Source organism: Acinetobacter sp. YH12070 (genome assembly GCF_013419625.1).
GTDB classification, from domain to species: Bacteria; Pseudomonadota; Gammaproteobacteria; order Pseudomonadales; family Moraxellaceae; genus Acinetobacter; species Acinetobacter amyesii.
This window is the reverse complement of record NZ_VOZT01000057.1, coordinates 1-19,427: the sequence shown is the minus strand read 5'-3', so window position 1 is coordinate 19,427 and position 19,427 is coordinate 1. Positions and strand designations below refer to the sequence as shown.

At 41.4% G+C, this 19,427-nt stretch carries 20 protein-coding genes and 1 pseudogene; 11 read left to right on the top strand and 10 right to left on the bottom strand.

Translation table 11 applies throughout. The features are described from left to right. Positions 1-153 precede the first annotated feature (153 nt). Positions 154-1,527 carry an oxygen-independent coproporphyrinogen III oxidase gene (gene hemN / locus FTU17_RS14230; protein ID WP_180135791.1) on the bottom strand — a complete coding sequence of 458 codons (1,374 nt, stop codon included), beginning with the start codon at positions 1,525-1,527 and terminating at the stop codon, positions 154-156. 277 nt (positions 1,528-1,804) lie between these two features. On the opposite strand from hemN, the gene hemF reads away from it, so the two are divergent. The 3 genes from hemF to aroE all read left to right on the top strand — a co-directional run bounded on the left by hemF (position 1,805) and on the right by aroE (position 4,090). Beyond that, complete coding sequence (gene hemF / locus FTU17_RS14225) at positions 1,805-2,746, top strand: oxygen-dependent coproporphyrinogen oxidase (RefSeq protein WP_180021580.1); 942 nt, start codon at positions 1,805-1,807, stop codon at positions 2,744-2,746. 231 nt (positions 2,747-2,977) lie between these two features. Then, positions 2,978-3,199 (top strand): hypothetical protein, encoded by a 222-nt coding sequence (locus FTU17_RS14220; protein WP_078189308.1) that lies wholly within the window; start codon positions 2,978-2,980, stop codon positions 3,197-3,199. Positions 3,200-3,301: 102 nt separating this feature from the next. Next, the gene (gene aroE, locus FTU17_RS14215; protein ID WP_180105608.1) at positions 3,302-4,090 is read left to right on the top strand and encodes a shikimate dehydrogenase; all 789 of its coding nucleotides are present in this window, start codon (positions 3,302-3,304) and stop codon (positions 4,088-4,090) included. Between the two features lie 86 nt (positions 4,091-4,176). Here aroE and FTU17_RS14210 read toward each other — a convergent pair whose 3' ends face one another. Next, the gene (locus FTU17_RS14210) at positions 4,177-6,687 is read right to left on the bottom strand and encodes a hypothetical protein (protein WP_180135789.1); all 2,511 of its coding nucleotides are present in this window, start codon (positions 6,685-6,687) and stop codon (positions 4,177-4,179) included. 230 nt (positions 6,688-6,917) lie between these two features. Between FTU17_RS14210 and FTU17_RS14205 the strand changes: the two genes are divergently transcribed. Together FTU17_RS14205 and FTU17_RS14200 are read left to right on the top strand one after the other, a co-directional pair. Then, positions 6,918-8,741, top strand: a complete 1,824-nt coding sequence (locus tag FTU17_RS14205) for an acyl-CoA dehydrogenase C-terminal domain-containing protein (protein WP_180135787.1) — start codon at positions 6,918-6,920, stop codon at positions 8,739-8,741. Between the two features lie 339 nt (positions 8,742-9,080). After that, positions 9,081-9,383 (top strand): hypothetical protein, encoded by a 303-nt coding sequence (locus FTU17_RS14200; RefSeq protein ID WP_180105610.1) that lies wholly within the window; start codon positions 9,081-9,083, stop codon positions 9,381-9,383. A 61-nt stretch (positions 9,384-9,444) separates the two neighbouring features. Here the strand turns inward: FTU17_RS14200 and FTU17_RS14195 are convergent. The 3 genes and pseudogenes from FTU17_RS14195 to hemW form a co-directional block, all read right to left on the bottom strand. Then, positions 9,445-10,473: pseudogene (locus FTU17_RS14195) on the bottom strand (IS701-like element ISAba11 family transposase). Positions 10,474-10,531: 58 nt separating this feature from the next. Then, a complete protein-coding gene (locus tag FTU17_RS14190; RefSeq protein WP_180039447.1) occupies positions 10,532-10,939 on the bottom strand; it encodes a hypothetical protein in 408 nt (135 codons plus the stop codon). Between the two features lie 135 nt (positions 10,940-11,074). After that, positions 11,075-12,229, bottom strand: a complete 1,155-nt coding sequence (hemW, locus tag FTU17_RS14185) for a radical SAM family heme chaperone HemW (protein WP_180135785.1) — start codon at positions 12,227-12,229, stop codon at positions 11,075-11,077. Positions 12,230-12,354: 125 nt separating this feature from the next. On the opposite strand from hemW, the gene FTU17_RS14180 reads away from it, so the two are divergent. From FTU17_RS14180 to FTU17_RS14170, 3 genes are all read left to right on the top strand, one after another. Next, entirely contained in the window at positions 12,355-12,813 is a 459-nt protein-coding gene (locus tag FTU17_RS14180; RefSeq protein WP_078189316.1) for a DMT family transporter, read from the top strand. A 41-nt stretch (positions 12,814-12,854) separates the two neighbouring features. Further along, a complete protein-coding gene (locus FTU17_RS14175) occupies positions 12,855-14,213 on the top strand; it encodes an MATE family efflux transporter (protein WP_326489498.1) in 1,359 nt (452 codons plus the stop codon). A gap of 123 nt (positions 14,214-14,336) precedes the next feature. Further along, positions 14,337-14,771, top strand: coding sequence for a hypothetical protein (locus FTU17_RS14170; protein WP_180135783.1), 435 nt, complete (start codon positions 14,337-14,339; stop codon positions 14,769-14,771). Here the strand turns inward: FTU17_RS14170 and FTU17_RS14165 are convergent. Further along, positions 14,764-14,976 carry a DUF1737 domain-containing protein gene (locus tag FTU17_RS14165; protein WP_180135781.1) on the bottom strand — a complete coding sequence of 71 codons (213 nt, stop codon included), beginning with the start codon at positions 14,974-14,976 and terminating at the stop codon, positions 14,764-14,766. The two genes, FTU17_RS14170 and FTU17_RS14165, sit on opposite strands and share 8 nt — an antisense overlap. 201 nt (positions 14,977-15,177) lie before the next feature. On the opposite strand from FTU17_RS14165, the gene FTU17_RS14160 reads away from it, so the two are divergent. Both FTU17_RS14160 and FTU17_RS14155 read left to right on the top strand, forming a co-directional pair. Then, complete coding sequence (locus FTU17_RS14160; protein WP_180135779.1) at positions 15,178-16,476, top strand: AarF/ABC1/UbiB kinase family protein; 1,299 nt, start codon at positions 15,178-15,180, stop codon at positions 16,474-16,476. A 104-nt stretch (positions 16,477-16,580) separates the two neighbouring features. Further along, a complete protein-coding gene (locus tag FTU17_RS14155; protein ID WP_078189321.1) occupies positions 16,581-16,835 on the top strand; it encodes a type B 50S ribosomal protein L31 in 255 nt (84 codons plus the stop codon). Positions 16,836-16,955: 120 nt separating this feature from the next. Here FTU17_RS14155 and crcB read toward each other — a convergent pair whose 3' ends face one another. Next, the gene (gene crcB, locus FTU17_RS14150) at positions 16,956-17,339 is read right to left on the bottom strand and encodes a fluoride efflux transporter CrcB (protein ID WP_078189322.1); all 384 of its coding nucleotides are present in this window, start codon (positions 17,337-17,339) and stop codon (positions 16,956-16,958) included. 168 nt (positions 17,340-17,507) lie between these two features. On the opposite strand from crcB, the gene FTU17_RS14145 reads away from it, so the two are divergent. Further along, positions 17,508-17,840, top strand: coding sequence for a HopJ type III effector protein (locus tag FTU17_RS14145; RefSeq protein ID WP_180135777.1), 333 nt, complete (start codon positions 17,508-17,510; stop codon positions 17,838-17,840). 89 nt (positions 17,841-17,929) lie between these two features. Here the strand turns inward: FTU17_RS14145 and FTU17_RS17580 are convergent, their stop codons facing one another. The 3 genes from FTU17_RS17580 to FTU17_RS14130 form a co-directional block, all read right to left on the bottom strand. Continuing rightward, complete coding sequence (locus FTU17_RS17580) at positions 17,930-18,148, bottom strand: protease inhibitor I42 family protein (RefSeq protein WP_257227403.1); 219 nt, start codon at positions 18,146-18,148, stop codon at positions 17,930-17,932. 255 nt (positions 18,149-18,403) lie between these two features. Further along, a complete protein-coding gene (locus tag FTU17_RS14135; protein WP_078189325.1) occupies positions 18,404-18,964 on the bottom strand; it encodes a hypothetical protein in 561 nt (186 codons plus the stop codon). Positions 18,965-19,293: 329 nt separating this feature from the next. After that, on the bottom strand, positions 19,294-19,427 hold a 134-nt coding region (locus tag FTU17_RS14130; RefSeq protein ID WP_180059625.1), incomplete at its 5' end, for a zinc ribbon domain-containing protein.

The following is a 19,427-nucleotide window of genomic DNA, read 5'->3' as shown; positions in this document are numbered from 1 at the left end:
TGCCATACTGGCAGGGCTTTCAATACTATTGAACACTCTTCAGTTGTTGTCAGAGTATTCGTCTGATGAGCTGAATGCGATTGCTCAGATCGCATTCAATTTATAAAAAATGTGTAGATACCTATGCTTTATTAAAGAGGGGTTAGGGGAGATTCAAATCGTCATCGAAAAAATACGATTTTCAGGAACACGACGTTTTAATCGTAAATCAAACGCCATGCAAATATTGCGGACAAAAGGCTTGCCTGCGTCACGCACCTGAATGTGCTGATCAAAAATCTCTAGCAAGCCATCTTCTTGCATTTCAGCCAATTGCGCTAATACTTCATCAAGCTCAGGAAATTGCATTTCTGGACGTGCCCATGAAGTTTGGAAACTACACATCAAATTAAGAATATGCTTTCGGATGATTAAGTCTTCTGCTGTCAGCACATGCCCCCGATAGACTGGAATTTCATTTGCTTCTAAATGTGCATAATAGTCTTCAATTTTCTTTTCATTTTGTGCAAAGCTATACCAACTGTCACTGATCGAAGATAAGCCTAGACCAATCATCAGTTGGGTTTTCGATGCGGTATAGCCCATAAAATTACGGTGCAAACTGCCCTGCTGAAAAGCTTGATACATTGGATCTTGGGTTAATGCAAAATGATCCATTCCAATTTCATGATAACCCTGCGCCAGTAGCTGTTTTTTGCCTTCTTCATAGCATTGACGCTTTAAATCATCTTTCGGGACATCAGCATCTTTAAAACCACGCTGACCATTGCCTTTAATCCACGGCACATGTGCATAGCTATAAAAGGCTAGACGATCAGGCATCAAACGATTGGTCTGTTCAATGGTATGCAACACATCGTTTAAATCCTGAAATGGCAGACCAAAAACCAAGTCATGTGAAATAGAGGTATAGCCAATATCACGTGCCCACTGTGTCACCTGCTCAACATGTGCAAAGGGCTGAATACGGTGGATGGCTTTTTGCACCTTTTCATTATAATCCTGCACCCCATAACTCACGCGTCGAAACCCCACATCGTACAAGGCTTGTAAATGCTCACGTGTGGTATTGTTCGGATGCCCTTCAAAGCTAAATTCATGTACATCGGCAATATCTGCCTGCGCTAGAATGCCTTGAATCAACTGGGTGAGATGCTCAGGAGAAAAGAAGGTAGGCGTCCCCCCTCCCAAATGAATTTCTTTAATCATCGGTCGATCGACCAAGAGCTGACAATATAAGTCCCATTCTTTCAGCACCGCCTGAATATAAGGCAGCTCCATCTCATGTTTTTTCGTGACTTTTTTATGGCAGCCACAAAACGTACATAAGCTTTCACAAAAGGGTAGATGGATGTACAGACTGATGCCTTCGCTGTGATTAGTCTCATCAAATGAACGCTTCAATCCCTGTTTCCACTGTTGCAATGAAAATTCAGCTTCCTCCCAATACGGCACGGTTGGATAACTGGTATAGCGTGGACCTGGTACATTGTATTTTTGAATTAAAGAACTCGCCTGCTGAGACATCGATGCACCATTTCAATCAATGAGATTCAATTTAAATTTACCTTATGATTATTGTGCTGAGCTTCAGATGTGAATTCAACCTAGCAAATTTGTCGGAATAGGCTCAATTTCAGCCGGAGCAATTGCTGCTATCTTTGCATGATCTTTTGGTTTAATCACTAGATATCTAGATTTAAAGCAAAGATCCGATGCTGAGTATCGGGAAAAATGCCTTAAGTTTTCACGTAATTTATGCTTTGATGACACTTATCTTTAAATTATTTTAATAAAGGTCACCATGCAGAATCCAACTTCAGCCGATATTCAACGTGTAGATGAATTCCTTCGCGATTTACAGGCACGGATTTGTGCCGCATTGGAACAGCAAGAACGTGCTGGTGGCGGAAGTGCCGAATTTGCGATCGATGACTGGGAGCGCCCTGAAGGTGGTGGTGGTCGCTCACGTGTTCTACAAAATGGGACGGTGATTGAAAAAGGTGGTGTGATGTTCTCGCACATCAACATTTCAAAATTACCTGCCTCAGCGACTGAACGCCATCCCGCTATTGCAGGTGCAAAAGCGCAAGCCATGGGCGTGTCATTGGTAATTCACCCGAAAAACCCCAACGTCCCAACCTCACATGCCAATGTGCGTTTATTTGTCGCGGAAAAAGAAGGACAAGATCCGATTTGGTGGTTTGGCGGTGGTTTTGACCTCACTCCATTTTATCCAAATGATGAAGATGTCTTGTCTTGGCATCAAACTGCCCATGATCTTTGTGCCCCATTTAGCGATACGCTCTATGATGAACATAAGAAATGGTGTGATGACTATTTCTATCTCAAACACCGTGATGAACAACGTGGTGTGGGTGGTTTATTCTTTGATGATCTCAACCAATGGGACTTTGAAACCTGTTTCAAATATATGCAGGCCGTCGGTAATGGTTATTTAGAGGCAATTTTACCGATCTTCCAAAGAAACCAAGACAAAGCCTATACCGAAGCACAACGAGACTTCCAACTTTACCGTCGTGGTCGTTACGTTGAATATAACCTAGTGTATGACCGTGGCACCTTATTTGGTTTACAAACTGGTGGGCGTATTGAATCCATTTTAGTAAGTATGCCACCTTTGGCGGGCTGGTCATATCGTCCTGAATGGGAAGAAAATTCTCCAGAGAAAAAGCTCACCGACTTTTATTTAAAACCGCAAGATTGGCTGAATACGCTGAAATAAAACGGATAAACGTGTATTTGCCTCTGTCCATCAGGGGCTTTTCATTGCCTTTTAATTAAAGTATTTGTATTTCTAGGTAATATCTTGATGCATAAATAAATTTTTTAAGCATTTACTTTGTAATCATATTGCTCAACAATGACACATCTTTTAAACAGCTTTACGCTATGTCATTGCACAATGTGTCAATAAACTCATGGCTGTAACTTTCTTGTACGGAGTACAACGCACATGACACATCAAACACTCAATAAAAAAGCAGTCAGTCTTACTGCCTTGGTGTTTTGGAGCTTTGCTGTTGTGCTGATCAGCGCTATCAGTACTAATATTTTTTCCGAAACGTCTTTGAATGATAATTTGGCCATTGGCTTCATGGTCGTTGCCCTCATTGGTCTAGTCATCAGTGCTGCGAGCATCTTGATTCAAAGCGTCTTAGATATTTGTAATCCTTAATTTTCCGCCTTTATTTCACGATTTTAAGACTGCCCGAACTTTAGCCATCTTCGGTTTTGGCGTATATTGTCTGCTCTTTCACATCTACATGGACGCTGTGCAATGAGCAAACAATTTGCCGTGATTGGCAACCCGATTGAACAATCACGCTCACCTGAACTTCATCATGCCTTCGCTGAAAAAACAGGCCTCGACATTCAGTACAGCAAACGACTTGCGCCACTCGATGGTTTTCAGCACAGTGTCGAATCCTTCTTTGCCGAAGGTGGTATCGGTATGAATGTCACTGTTCCGTTTAAAGAACAAGCGTATGCACAATGTACCGTGCTTACTGAACGTGCCAAAATTGCAGGTGCGGTCAATACACTTTGGATGCAAGATGGCGTACTCCATGGCGATAATACCGATGGACAAGGCCTAGTCGATGCCATCCGTGCCTTAGATTGGAATCTAGAACAGAGCGATATATTGATCATTGGTGCAGGCGGTGCGACACGTGGCGTGATTTACCCACTGGTACAAGCTGGGGCCAAAAAAATCGTGATTGCCAACCGTACTTTAGCGCGTGCTGAACAATTGGTCGCTGACTTAAAAACTGCTGTACCCAATGCTGAACTTGCAGCCATTGCCCTCGCCGACTTAGCAGGTCAATTTGATCTGGTGATTAACGCAACATCGGCCAGTTTAACGGGTGATGCACTGATTTTGCCTGAAGCTTTACAATTTACACATGCTTATGAAATGGCCTATGGCAAACCGTCGACATTTTTGGATCAAGCCAAAGCACGCCATGTTCCAACCTCAGAAGGTTTTGGCATGTTGGTTGGTCAAGCGATTGAATCTTTTTCCATTTGGAATGGCGTCAAACCTGATCTAAAAGACTTTCTATAATTCAAAATGATTTGCTCAATTCACTTTCTGAGCAGTCGAAACACCTAAAAAAAGAACCTCAATTGAGGTTCTTTTTTTGATCCAACTTAGTTCTTGTGTTTTTGTATCGCCTTATAGGTCTCATAATAAGCCGATTGGCTGAACAACTCTTCGTGTTCTGCTGCTAGGCCTTGCAATGACGCTTCTGATAATTTTCCTTTGATATCATCAGCAAAGGCTTGCGCATAGATTTTTGATGCTTTCACCAAATGCGCTTTTTCAGTTCCTTCCAGTTCATAGCTGGCTAAAAAGTTTTGTTGATATAAATGTGCAAAAATCGCCTGATCAGTCTTATAGGTTTTTTGCAATTGTTTCCACTCAACCTGAGCTTTGTACTCACCAATCCCCGACTGTACATAATGATTGACCGAAGAACCTAAGTCATCAAAGTCTTGATAGCGATGTAAAGCATGCTTATCACGTAATTGATTTAAACGTTTCAGCGCATTGCCTGTTGGTTCTTTTAAGCCATCAACAAATCGATACGCATAGACTTCCGCAATTTCATTCAAATCATTGGCTGAGTAATAACGCACATACTGAGCACGATAGTTAGCAAATGCCACGACAAATGCCGCTTGATAGGCTTTCACTTCAGATTGATGGCGCTTATAACTTTGCAAAGCCACAGTACTGAGATATTCAGGAAGTTCGATTTCTTCATTTGCAGCACGGACATCATCGACCGATGCAGTTTCTGCTTCAGCAAGCAGAGGATCATTTCCCGTGATTGGCGCAAGCAGGCCTTTCAACATATTTTCAAAGAGTGAATCTTTACTGACTTCCTCAATGGATTTTGCCTGTTTCATGGCTTGACGATCAATTTTAGTCGCATTGCCATAATTCAAGATTTGGTTGCTACTTTTCAGCTTTAATTGACCTAAACGTGGCTCATTAAAGGCCAATTGATAGTCCATTACTTGGACACGACCTTTGTGATCTAAGCCTACATCCATCACGACATTCGAAGATGATTTATCCTGTACATTTAGCACCTTCGCAATTTCAGCTTGATGCTTTTGCCATAATTGCTGAAATTGTTTTACATCGATAAGTTGTTCACTTTGATATTGCTGGAATACTGGTTTTAACTGCTCAACAGCATCCGAAATCTCTGAATCTGTATTGGATGCGTCCGCAGCAGAAGCCGATGGTACAGAATCTGTTTGCAGCGGTATCACCCGAACATCTTGATAATCCTGACACAGTGTGACTTTACCAATCGGCACCTGTTTGGTGTTCATCAAGGCCTGACAGACTTCTTCAGATAAATTCGCTGTTTCATCATCTTCTTCGGAAACCGCATAAGCTTCGGTTACTTCAGTATCCGAACTATAGGTTTCTTCGTCATCAGCCGCGGTCGCCTCCGCATATGCACTTGCAGTATCGATCGCGTATTCAGCAGATTCAGCTGCAGAAGACGTTTGTTCTTCTTCAGTTTCGTGTTGGTGATACATCAGGCCATGCATTTTCGCATTGAGCAGCTCATTCACACGTTCAACAGATGCATAAGCCGCATCATAGTCTTCATCCTCAGCTGCTGCCGCTACTGCAGTCCCTCCCGCCGCTTCAGCCGCAGCCATCGCCTCTTCGGAAGCACTGTGATGCACAGCAGCGTCCACAGATTCATCTTGCTCGACGTCACTATTACGCTGACCTTTGATTTGCGTGGTGTAATAGTTGGCGTTCACAAAATCAAAAAGTTCAAGCTGGGTGTAAAGCGCATCGAGATCACCCACATAGCGGATTTTTTTAGTCAGCCCTGCATTTTTTTCATCACGTGTTAAAGCAATATTTTGCACTTGATTCGGCTCTGCCAAGACATAGGGCAAAGCATTCATCTGTTTTAAATAGTCAGCAAATTTTTTCAAATCGTACTGAGCAATCGTCTCTTTATGTTTTGAAAAATCCACATAAGCCAAGCTGCTTTGGCTTTCGCGATTCACCATAAACGGCATGAACGCAAAGTAGTTGGTATAAAATTTATGTTGATTAAAATCAATGATCATCGGCAACTGTGCATTCACCTGCAAGGTCGGTTTTTGATAACTCAATTGCAAGGTTAAGGCAGCAAGTTTTTCTCTAAAATGTACTGAACCGCTATAGCTAAACTGTAAATCATTCAATACATTCAGCAGTGATTGAGCAATTTTAGATTGCGAAGAAACGCCATCCTCTTCATCGCTATAGCGCGCTGATGGTGGGATCGATTCATTGGCAATGGCTTGATAGAGCTGTTTCTTTTCTTTTTGGCTAAACGGAATATTTTGGGTTTTAATCAACTGATCCAGTTGTTTTTTAAGTTTAGGATCCAGCTCTGGCTGTGTGCTTATCGCAGGCTTTGACTTGGTTTCAGGCTTTTTTTCATCGAACTGAAGATCTGTCTGAATTGAAAATTGCCCTTTCATGTCATAACTGGCATTTTCAAACATTGCGTTTAAGCCTTGAGTGGCTTGTTGCCCGAGAGACTGATCCGTTGAATTGGTTTTTATGACATGTTGAGCACACCCAGTAATACTCAAACCCAGTAAACAAAGTGTTATATATTTTAATCGCATAATTGTACGAAAGACCTAAGTTCTTTATGATTTATTAAAAGAAAAAAATGATCAAAAGATCAACATCAAGTCTATCAGAAGTTTATTTTTCACATGTTGGTTAAATATTACAATTCGCCTTTCTGACATTTTTTAAGGGCGTATTCATCAATGTTTTTTAGATGAAATTATGAATAATCAAATCATCAATACAGATAATCCAAAAAAATTTAGATATTAGGATTAAGACTATGCCTGCATATAAAGCGCCTTTACACGATATTCGTTTCTTAATGAATGAAGTGCTCGATTACCCAGCACATTACAAAACTTTGTCTAATGGTGAAGCTGCTGATGCAGACACTGTCGACATGATTTTAGAAGGTGCAGCGGATTTTTGTGAAAACATCCTTTCGCCTTTGAACCAAACGGGTGATGAAGAAGGCTGTCATTTTGAAAATGGCGATGTGAAAACACCAAAAGGCTTTAAAGAAGCCTATGACCAATTTGTACAAGGTGGCTGGCAAGGTCTGTCTTTCCCTGAAGAATTTGGCGGTCAAAACTTACCACAGTCGTTGAATCTCATCAAATCTGAAATGATGGGTACAGCGAACTGGTCATTCCAAATGTATCCAGGCCTCAGCGTGGGCTGTATCAACACTATTCTTCAATTTGGTTCAGAAGAGCAGAAAAACCAATATTTACCGAACCTCGTTGCAGGAACTTGGTCAGGCACCATGTGCTTAACTGAACCACAATGTGGTACCGACTTAGGTCAGGTAAAATCAAAAGCAGAACCTCAAGCTGACGGCAGCTATGCGATTTCTGGTACAAAAATCTTCATCTCTGCGGGTGAGCATGATTTAACCGACAACATCGTACATATCGTACTTGCTCGTCTTCCAGATGCACCTGCCGGCACCAAAGGCATTTCATTGTTCATCGTTCCAAAATTCCTTGTTAATGCAGACGGTTCAGTGGGTGAACGTAACCCTGTAACTTGTGGTTCAATTGAACACAAAATGGGGATCCGCGCTTCAGCAACAGCTGTGTTGAACTTTGACAATGCGATTGGTTACTTAATCGGTGAAAAACACAAAGGCCTACACGCAATGTTCACCTTTATGAACACTGCACGTATTGGTACAGCGATCCAAGGCATTGCACATGCTGAATTGGCATTCCAAGGCGCTCTTCCATATGCCAAAGAACGTATGTCTATGCGCGCACTTTCAGGTAAAAAAGATCCTGAAAAGGTAGCCGATGCGATTATTCACCATGCAGACGTACGTCGTATGCTTTTAACTCAAAAAGCGATCGCTGAAGGCGGCCGTTCAATGATTTACTATGCAGCTCAAATTGCGGACAAAATGACTGATGCTTTAACCCGCGGTGATACAGCAGCGTTTGAAGCACATGATGACCACTTAGGCTTCTACACACCGATTCTCAAAGGTTTCCTAACCGAAATGGGTTATGAAGCTGCAAACCATGGTATGCAAGTATACGGCGGTCATGGTTATATTAAAGAATGGGGCATGGAACAAATTGTTCGTGACTCACGTATCTCTACTCTCTACGAAGGCACAACAGGCGTTCAAGCACTAGACTTGATTGGTCGTAAAGTTCTGTTGACCTCTAAAGGTAAAGTGATTCGTGACTACACAGCTGAAATCTTGAAGTTCTGTGGTCAACATGCACGTAACAAATACATGCGTCGTTTTGCGTGGGACTTAACGAAGCTTTGCGCACAGTGGAATGCATTAACGGTTCGTATCATGCTTGCAGCACGTAAAGACCGTGACATCGTATCTTCTGCTTCTGTCGATTTCTTAATGTTCTCTGGCTACGTGATGATGGCTTATTTCTGGGCAAAACAAGCTGCCGTAGCTTCTGAAAAATTAGCAGAAGGCAATGGTGCAGAAGTTCCTGAGTTCTATAAAGCAAAAATCAAAGTGGCTGACTTCTACTTTGAACGTCTATTACCACGCTCACAAGGTCACGCTGAAGCAATGGTTAACCCATCGAAGACCATGACTTCTTTGGCTCCTGAACATTTCAGTTTCGATTACTAAGTTTTTCAATCGCTGAAAGATAAAAAGACCGCTTCGGTGGTCTTTTTTTATATCTACTCTTTTAAGTTTGATCCATCGGGATAACGAATAGCATTCTTAATTTCTTCATGAGGTAACAACAATGTATAACGATGGACTTTATATGGAGAAATATTGTTGTATTTTTCAACCAAAATAGAATACTTTATCGCCAAAATATAATTTTATTTAATAAATATTAAATACTTAAAATAAATTTTACTCCATAATTTTAGCTTTACATTTGTATCTCATACAACTTCATATCTTCTCCATAGCCTCCCCCTATGATGACTTCATTGATTCATAGAGAGCGTAACCATGAAAAAATTGATGTCTTCATTGATGATTGGTCTGATTGCAACAACTGCGACAATGTCTGCAATGGCAGCGCCTGCATTCGATCATAAAAATCCGCTACCTGCTGCACACTTCGATAAAAAACCTGTACCGCCTAAAGCAACACATCACAAACCTGCTGGGCCGCAAATGGTGAAAAAAGAGCATCAACAAGCTCATGCAAAATTTGCCAAACAAAATCATAAGGCAGTAGCTTTTAAAGGCAATCAACACAAACCTGTTTCGCAGCATAAATTACCGCCAATGCCACCGAAACATCGTTAAGCTAAATTAAAAAAAGACCGCTCATGCGGTCTTTTTTAATATTTATAGGACTTACGCAGTATTATTTATAGATTCTCTGTGGTAGCAGATGATTTTTATCGAGAATAAAGTCATCAATGAAGTCTTTGATGATTGGTCTAAATAATTTCTTCTGCCAACGATATACATTTTCAAAGATCCGCTCAAACTGGTTCTTTTGTATCTCGACGTAGGCCATTAAGGCTGAAAAAATATGATTCAAAATCAGTTTAGATCGTCTCACTTGAAACTTTTCAATATGACAAACTTGTTTAATCACCCGGTGATATTACTCTATTTTCCAATGACTTGAATGTAATTCATGAAAACCCTCAAAGGACAATAAATCATCTTCATCTTGATGCACAATATAAAACCTCTGCTGTTCTTTTAACTGAGTCTTAAATAATTGTACAAAGCCAAAATCTTTGAGCCAAACCACTTGACCCTGATGGAAATCTGGCAATAAACGCAGTTGAAACCATTGTCCTTTTTCTGGGGAAACCTTACGGTTACAGTCGATACCAAACATAAATCGAATACCATATTTTCTTATGGTTTTTAGATTTCCAGTCGATGAATACCAACTATCACCTGTAATAAATTGAATCTTTGCACCCCAACTGAGTACTTCACTTAACATATCCATAAAGTAATCATTCTTGGTTTTACTTTCAGATTTGTCATAAATTCGGAAATTAATTGGAATATTTTGACCATTTTGATCTGTCGCATACAAGGTAATGAGATTAATACCCTTGACGGAACGGTGGTGTTTGCCTGACCAAAAATAGCTAACTAAGTCCATATGCTGACTATACGGTTTATCTAAAACAGTATCATCAATACTGACTATAAGTTTATTATTATCAATATGTTGAATTGCTTCTTGATATAGGTCGTGAGGTGTGTAGTCTTCACGCTCTAGAAAGCGATTTACACTATCATGCGAGATGTTATAAGTCTCGGCAAGTTGTGTGCAGCTAATAGAGTTCGGTTCTGTCATGAGAAAGCCCATATAAATGGGTAGAGTACAAGTTGCTGTAGAAGCATGTTTAATTCGTCTGATCACAGATACTTTATAAAGTATTTTAATACTTTTTTGAATCCGTCAATGCGTAAGTCCTAATTTACTTTGCTTTATCAGCAATAAATTCTTTAATCTCTATGGGTTTATCTTTTACCAACTCAACAGTGCCTTCATTCACACCATTAAAGTTCTTAAAGTGAATTGAAACACCTTGGTCGTTGGCAAGTCGTACACCACTTCCTGAAACCGCTCGTTTCAACTCATAAACCCGATCAGAATTATCAGTCAATTGTGCGGTTTCAAAATTATCTTTGGTTTTTAGCTCAATCGTCAGATCTTGCGGCCCAGTAAAATGAATAACTTGCTCGTCCTGAGCAATAGCAATGTCATTCGACGGAGTAGTTGCTGACGCTGGTTCAGTTGATACCGTGTTTTCTACTGTAGCCTTTTTATCTGCACAACCAATCAAAGCTAAACTGAATACTGCAGCACTTAAAATATATTTCATTTTTAGGATAGTCCTTCTTGTAATATGTATTGGATTATTACAGGTCTAATTTTACAAATTGGACGCAAACTACATTAGAAATATAAAAATTTACGTGCTTTTTAAATTAAAAAAACAATTTTTCAATAGCATTCATTACAAAAACTCTTCCAACACTGAGTTTAAAAAGATATGCCCCTGTTCAGTACAAGACAAACGCGCAGGATCATTCACCATCAATTGACGCTGACGTAATGAAGCCAATAATTCAGAGATTGGCGCTAAACTCTCACCCGTTCTCTGCGTATACAAACTTGCATCTACACCATGATTTAGCCGTAAAGCATTCATCATAAATTCAAAAGGCATATCTTCTGACTCAATGCGTTTAAACTGAAGATTCTCCGCTGGGACTTTGGCTAAATAGTCTTTTGGCAGGCGGGTTTTTTGGAAACGATACACCCCATCAGGCTGGGTCACTTTGCCATGTGCGCCTGCACCAATCGCCAAATAATCGCCAAACTGCCAGTAATTTAAATTATGTGCAGACGGCTTTTCTTTACGCCATGCCGACACTTCATAATTGATAAAGCCTTGTGCTGTTAAATAGGCTTCGCCCTGTGCTTGAATCTCTTCAAGCACATCATCGACAGGCAGAATCGGCTGGGTGCGGAAAAAGACCGTATTCGGCTCAATCGTCAACTGATACCACGACACATGCGTTGCGCCATTTTCCACAGCCAATTTCAAATCCAAAAGCGCTTGCTCAATGGTTTGTTCAGGCAGGCCATGCATCAAATCGACATTCACCCGTTCAAAACCTGCTTCCCGTGCATGCTGAATGGCAGTAATGGCATCGTCATTCGAGTGAATCCGACCCAGTTTTTTCAGTTGCTCGGTATTAAAACTCTGCACACCGATGGATAAACGATTGATCCCTGTCTCTAAATAACCGGCAAAAGGGTCATGCTCAACCGTGCCCGGATTGGCTTCCAAGGTGATTTCACAGCCCTCTTCAAACGGCACCAACGCTTTGAGCTGCGCAAATAACCATTGATAGCCTTGGGCAGAAATCAAAGATGGCGTACCGCCGCCAATAAATACACTATGAATCAAGCGGCCCTGAACAAAATCGACTTGTGTTTTAAAGTCCTCAACCAACGCCTGTAAATATTCTTGTTCTAAGTCTAAAGACAATTCACCATTCGGCACCGCATGCGAATTAAAGTCACAGTATGGACATTTACGCACACACCACGGCATGTGAATGTATAAAGACAAAGGAACGAGTGCAGGATTTAATTCAGCCAAGGAGTATGCTCAAAATGCGTTGAAGAATGCTGCGTATTTTAACATGACTGCATCAGAGTGCTTATGAAAACTCTGATCGAATACAGTAGACTGATCATATTAAAAAAGAATTTGCTGATAACAAGATGAAAATAAGCAGCCATTTATTGTACTTACTGCCGCTCGCGATGGGTATTGGCATCGCCATGACCATTCAAACAGCGATCAACAGCCAATTGCGTGAATATTTATATTCACCGCTTCAAGCTGCCCTTTTTTCTTTTTTGGTTGGTACAATAGTCCTCGCCTTTATGGTGTTTTTTCAATCGGCCGAAAAACCAGACTTTTCAAGCTTTGCTCAAATTCCTTGGTATTTATGGCTGGGGGGTTGTTTGGGCGTTTATGCCATCAGTATCAGTATTTATACCGCGCCGAAACTGGGTTTTTTATCCCTTTCGGGTCTGATTATTTTTGGACAGATCTTAATGTCGATGGTATTTGACCATTTTGGCTTGCTCGGCACTGAAAAAACCCCGATTAACTGGCAACGCTTATTGGGTGGCGTGGTGATTTTTATTGGTGTGCTTCTCACTTTCCAACGCTAAGACCTCATTCCTAAGCACCTCACAAGAAATGAGTACATTCTGTGTCTACTGTCACGGCTGTAACAAGCAGCAAGTATGAATTAAAACAACTGTTTCATTTAATGATCCCGATATTGATTACGCAGTTTGCGCAAGCGGGATTTGGTCTAATTGATACCATCATGGCAGGACACATGTCCGCCAATGACCTGGCAGCCATTGCGGTCGGGGTCGGTTTATGGATACCGGTCATGCTTCTTTTTAGCGGCATTATGATTGCAACCACCCCATTGGTAGCCGAGGCCAATGGTGCGCGCACGCCTGAAAAAATTGCTACCATTGCCCGTCAGTCGTTATGGGTCGCATTATTTTTAGGGATCATTGCTGCATTAGTCTTACAAGCCATGCCACTGCTTCTACCGTTATTGGGTGTCCCTGAAGCATTGCTGCCGAAGGCCAGTTTATTCTTACACGCCATTAGTTTAGGTATGCCTGCTGTCACCATGTACGCAGCTTTACGTGGCTACTCAGAAGCTTTGGGGCATCCGCGACCAGTTACGGTGCTGAGTCTGCTGGCCTTATTGGTGTTAATTCCACTGAACTTTATTTTTATGTATGGTTTAGGCCCAGTCCCTGAATTGGGTTCTGCTGGATGTGGTTTTGCCACCGCGATTTTGCAATGGTTAATGTTCTTTGCTTTGGCGATGTACGTTTTCAAAGGATCGGCCTATCAAAAAACCCAACCTTTCGCTGCTTTTGAAAAAATGAACAGTGAATGGATTAAACGCATCTTAAAACTCGGCTTTCCGATTGGCTTAGCTATTTTCTTTGAAGTCAGTATTTTTAGTACAGCCGCTATTGTGTTGAGTCCCTTAGGCGAAGTTACCATTGCAGCGCATCAAGTCGCCATTTCGATTACCTCGCAATTGTTTATGATTCCAATGTCACTAGCGATTGCGCTGACCATTCGGGTCGGTACCTATTATGGGGAAAAGAACTGGCTAGCTATGCGAAAAGTCCAGAAAGTCGGTATGTTGACAGGGACGGTATTTGCCCTGATTACCATGCTGTTGCTTTGGCTTTTACGTAATGAAATTGTGTCACTTTATACCAATGACTATGATGTAACTCAGCTTGCCGTGTATTTGGTCTTGTTCGCGATTGCCTATCAGTTGATGGACGCATGGCAAGTCAGTGCCGCAGGGTGTTTACGCGGTATGCAAGACACTAAAGGGCCGATGTGGATCACTATGATCGCGTATTGGATCATTGCCTTCCCTGTCGGGATCTATCTTGCACGCTTCACCACGACTGGTGCTGCAGGCGTTTGGATTGGCCTAATTGTGGGTCTGACTGTCGCATGTATACTGCTACTTACACGTTTATTTATGATGAATAAACGTTTAGCACAAGCGGGATAAGCCCTAAAATATCATCTAAAAAGTTACTTAAAAATACGGCTACGCTATGCAGAAGATTAATGCAAATTAACTCACTGCATAGCAACACCATAAATAAAAAGCACGAAGAAGAGGAAAATAAACATGTCCCATGTATTTCGCTCGATCAGTCTCTGTCTGAGCTTGAGCTTTTCCATGTCACTACAGGCTGAACAAACAATCAACCGACATGAATTTCCTTTATATCACGCACCCATCAAAGTCCAATCACAACCCGAATTTGATTACATCAATCAAGCACTTTGGACAGCCTTTCGCTTTTATCATGAACAACAGGCGGACTCATATACCGCACGTTTAAAGTTAAGTTGTCAGCAGTCTGGCATGGCTTATACCTATCAGGACTTCATCAAGGCCAATCAAAAGTTTGCCTCTGCGGACGATCAGGATTTTATCGTGACGCAAAACCTCATCACCTTGAATGAAAATTTACACCATAACCAATGCAGTAAATACCTCGGTCCACATTTAGAACTGGAAAAAACTGAATCGAGCGAAGCAGCAAAACCAACTAATTAAGTGTCTCGATGGCATTTTTTAAACCTTGTGGCACTTGGCTGTCGTCTTCTACGTCTTTCACGATCGCTTGCCCGACGATCACATCTGTCCCATTAAAACTCATGGTTGGTGAGCCATACAATTCATAGCCTTCATTTAAAGCTTTGGTCACACGGGCACAGAAATTGACATCATCTTTACCGGTTAAATAGCGATACACTTTCATCGTTCAGTTCTCTTCTAGCGACGCAATATTTTAAACCATTCAGCACGTGGCTTAAATTTGCCTGAATTATTTTCAGTATTTACATTTTTGCCCATCATTTTATCAATGGAAATAAACTCTTAACAATTTAAAGTAGGCAGTTTGTGTTTTGTCGCCTATGATCGGTATTAGATAATAAATGATGATCTTGAGGAACATCACATGGCAAAAACGGCTAGCACACCGGGTCGTCGCTTTATGAAACTTGCCAGTATGACGGCAAGCATTGCTACTAAAACCGTTTCCAATTCCATCCGCAATATCACTGCCGATGAAGAACAGAAAAATGCATCTCGCAGTAAACTTTTTCAGGACATCGGTCTGCAAATTGCAGACACTTTGGGTGAAATGAAGGGTGCGGTGATGAAAGTCGGACAAATTGCCTCGCAGTACAAAGACATTTTTCCACCTGAAGTCGCAAAGGCCATCAGTAAATTACAACGCCAAGCGCCAGCCATGCACTTTGCTGAAATTAAGGCTCAAGTAGAACAAGAACTCGGCAAACCTCTCGCGCAGATTTTTAAAAGTTTTGAAGAACAACCTTTTGCCGCTGCATCCATTGGGCAGGTGCATAAAGCCGTGTTACCTAATGGTCAGCAGGTTGTGGTGAAAGTGCAATATCCGGGTGTCGAAGAAGCCTGTGAAAGTGACTTAAAACAAGTTCGGCTTGCACTTCGTCTGATGGGCGTATTGAAAATTGATCGGAAGTTACAAGACAAGCTATTTCGTGAAATTCAGGACAGTTTAGACAATGAACTGAACTATGAAATTGAAGCACAAAACTTAGATGTGGCCCGTGCGTTTCATAGTGCGCTGGATGACAAAATCATCATTCCACAGGTCTATAAAGATTATTCTTCACGTCATATTCTGACTCTAAGTCTAGAGCTTGGCGACAGTATAGAAACTGCCAGTACGTGGTCACAAGAAACCCGAAATGCCTTGGGAAGACGCTTATTCCGTGCCATTGGCCGTGAAATTTTCTTCCTTAAACGTTTCCACTGTGACCCACATCCGGGCAACTTCGCCTTTCGTGAAGATGGTTCCGTCATCGTGTATGACTACGGCGGTGTGAAAACCCTGTCTCCTGAAATCGTGTCGCACTTTAAGCAATTGATTAATGCTGCACGCAAGCACGATATTCCACTGATGGAACAGCAACTCGATGCCCTACATTCCCTCAATGAACTCGGTAAATTCCCTGCGGACTTGTATGAACAATGGCTGGAAGTACTGATGCGTCCGCTGACCACACAATATGACTTTGCTGAAAATTCAGCGCACCATGACGGGGTAGAATTAATTAAGCCATCTCTTAAATACTGGGATGTGTTTAAACCGTCACCGGATACCTTGATGGTGAACCGGACTGTTTCAGGACATTATTGGAATTTGATTCATTTGAAAGTGAATGACAATCTCAATGATCTTTTTGATGAGTTGGTCCCACCTAGCGCTTAAGGGAGCGTAAAGCGCTGATTGCCTGATGAATTTCGGGCAATATTTGCATTTTTAATTGTTATGTTATAACATTTCTTTAATCAATAAATTTAAGGAACAGAAGAATGCGTGCCAACATCCATCCCGAATACCGTGAAGTGCTCTTTCATGACACCAATGCCAATGCCTTTTTTGTGATTGGCAGTACCTTAAGCACCAATCAAACCAAAGAGTTTGAAGGCAAAACTTATCCATATGTGACGCTCGATATCTCAAGTGCATCACATCCTTTTTATACAGGTGAACAACGTCAAGTGAATAATGAAGGACGTATTGCGAACTTTAATAAACGCTTTGCGCGTTTCAAACGCTCACAATAAGTTCAGTTTCGATTAAGTTTTTGCTTTTAAAATTAAAGCATTGAAGAAGTTCAGGGTTCCCCTCCTCCAGCCTGAACTTCTTTTTTTATGTCTGAAATTTTGAGGTTTTCAAGCGTTGTTTTAAACATCTATTTTTAAAATCGACTGAAATAAGTAATATCCCAGCCCCAATACGATGACACCAATCACCACACTGGAAATGGCATAACTAAATGCCAGCCCACTTTGCCCTTGTCTAAGCAGTTGAAAGGTTTCTAAGCCGAAACTCGAAAAGGTGGTAAAGCCGCCTAAGATCCCGACCATAAGTAATAAGCGTGCTTCATTTTGTAGAACGGGATATTTTTGGCTAAATGCAAAAAACACACCTGCACAAAAGCAACCTAAAATATTCACCCACCATGTTGCCCATGGAAAGAGCACGGTTGGCTTAGCCAATAACAGTCCTGCCGCATAGCGAAGTGTTGCCCCAATTGCGCCGCCACATGCGACCAAAAGCCAGTTCATAGTTGTCCTACTTCAACATCATTGGTATCTACAATTTAGGCAACAGACTGCCTAAGGTCGCCCTTCAATATACACGCATTTAATTTACGCAAATAGTGTTAAATGTTTGGGCCAAAGCTTGCTATAGTCTGCAACACTTTGCGGTATTTTTTATTGAAAGAGGACATTATGGCTCAGGAATTATTAGATCAACTTCAAGCAGGGACTGCGAAATTTTCAGATGTGATTGCATTTATTGAAGCGCGTTATAACCACACAGCAACCGCTTTTACCAATGGCAAACAAGCCAATGCAGCAACTGAAAACCAAGGCAGTGCCAAAGTATTTTCTTTTGCCCAATTGAATGGTCTATACCAAGCTGAAACCTTAAGTCTTTTTGCTGAACATTATGCTGCTGTATTGGCAACACCAGACGCAACTGACCACCAAAACATTCGCCAATTTATGCAAAATGGTTGGGAAGGTATTCAATTTGACGGTCAAGCGCTCAGCGCGAAATAATGCCTAGGTAGACGTTCTAAATCAGTTCGTCTGCAATAAAAAAGCCAGTACAAATACTGGCTTTTTTTATCGTTCATCATCTGTTCACATCAGGACACTCGAACTCTGCAAGTCCATTCAGCCATCGCGGTTTTTTCCCAAGCTCGTGCATGCTTCAAATGTAGTAATTCTTCACCCGCAGTCGTTGCGGTAAAACGATAAGTTTTTTGACCGCCTCCGCCTAGTACTGGTGTCGTATCCGCAGCATCTTGTTGTTGAGCTGACTGAAACACTTCTTCAACTTTAAAAAGTTTCGGTTGCTCAGCCAAAGACCATATAACAGCACTTCCAAAGTCTGTCCACGATCCATCTCAAGCAAGGTCGGACAACTTTGCTGTTCAGTAAATACATGGGTTTTCCCATCTACAGTTGAACTCATACTGGTACATCCACCAAGCGCCAAACTACTCGCCATCATTAGACTCAAAATAAACTTTTTCTTTATCGTCATTTTCATCATCAAATTATTTTACCTTGAATCTAATGCACACCGATTTCAAATACGATCTCGATGCAATCGAAATTTAGCCTTTGACTTTTTCAATCCACTGAATCGAACTGACACGAAAAACTTCACAAGCCCCATCACCCGTATCTGTTGGGGTCAAAGATGAAGTCCAAACCAAATCTTTGTCTTTCACCTCAACCAAATCCCCTTTTAAACGCACAAGATCTCCACGTTTCACTTGAGTAATTTGTTTCGCAATTTGCGGGTTTGCAGGAATGATGTGCATATTCGACACCATCATCATGGCTTGCTTTTGCGGTACAGGTACGCGATCCATTTTCCAATTTAAGAAACGGTCATATTGATTGACTGAAATCGTACGAGCAATTTCTGGCTCTGCAAATAAGCCCCAACTGACCGCATAATCGATCGGAGAAAATTTTGCTTGTTCATCTGTTTGGTAGGTTTTTGAACCTAAAATTCGGAAATCACCTTTAAATTCTTTCAAGGTGGAAATCGACTGGCCTTTGGCAGCAGGTGCTAAGCCTTTGGCAATATTATAATCTGAAGACGCTTGGACACCGACATTCAATAAAAAGCCTGCAAGCACAGTACTTAATGCAATTCGCTTGATCATCGCGTTATCCTCTTTACCCTGTAATACTTCACATTACTCAATTTTAATTCTGCAATTGAGCCGACTTCATCTATTCATAATGCCCCAACCTGAACATGAGCTTAAAATCGCGTAGGTTGAGCCTGATGAATGTCGTTTTCACTAGTTGTAACTCTATATTACGCACACAGTCTGCATAAACCTTATGAACTTGGTAACAAAATGCTGTTATTCAGTCAATTGGCCCATATCCACGCCCTACCACATGATTTAAAATTAAAAAGACATGAATTACACTTTAAAAAAAGCCAACAAAAATCCTCGCTATGATTTTTGACATCCTCCCCCCCTTAAAAGAGGGTGATTCCTACAGCTAGACGCTTATGCCCAAGCGCAAGAATGTTTAGAGCTGAGTTTATATCTCGATCATGAGCTGTACCACAGCTCATGCACTCCCATTCTCTTATTCCAAGATCTGTCTTAC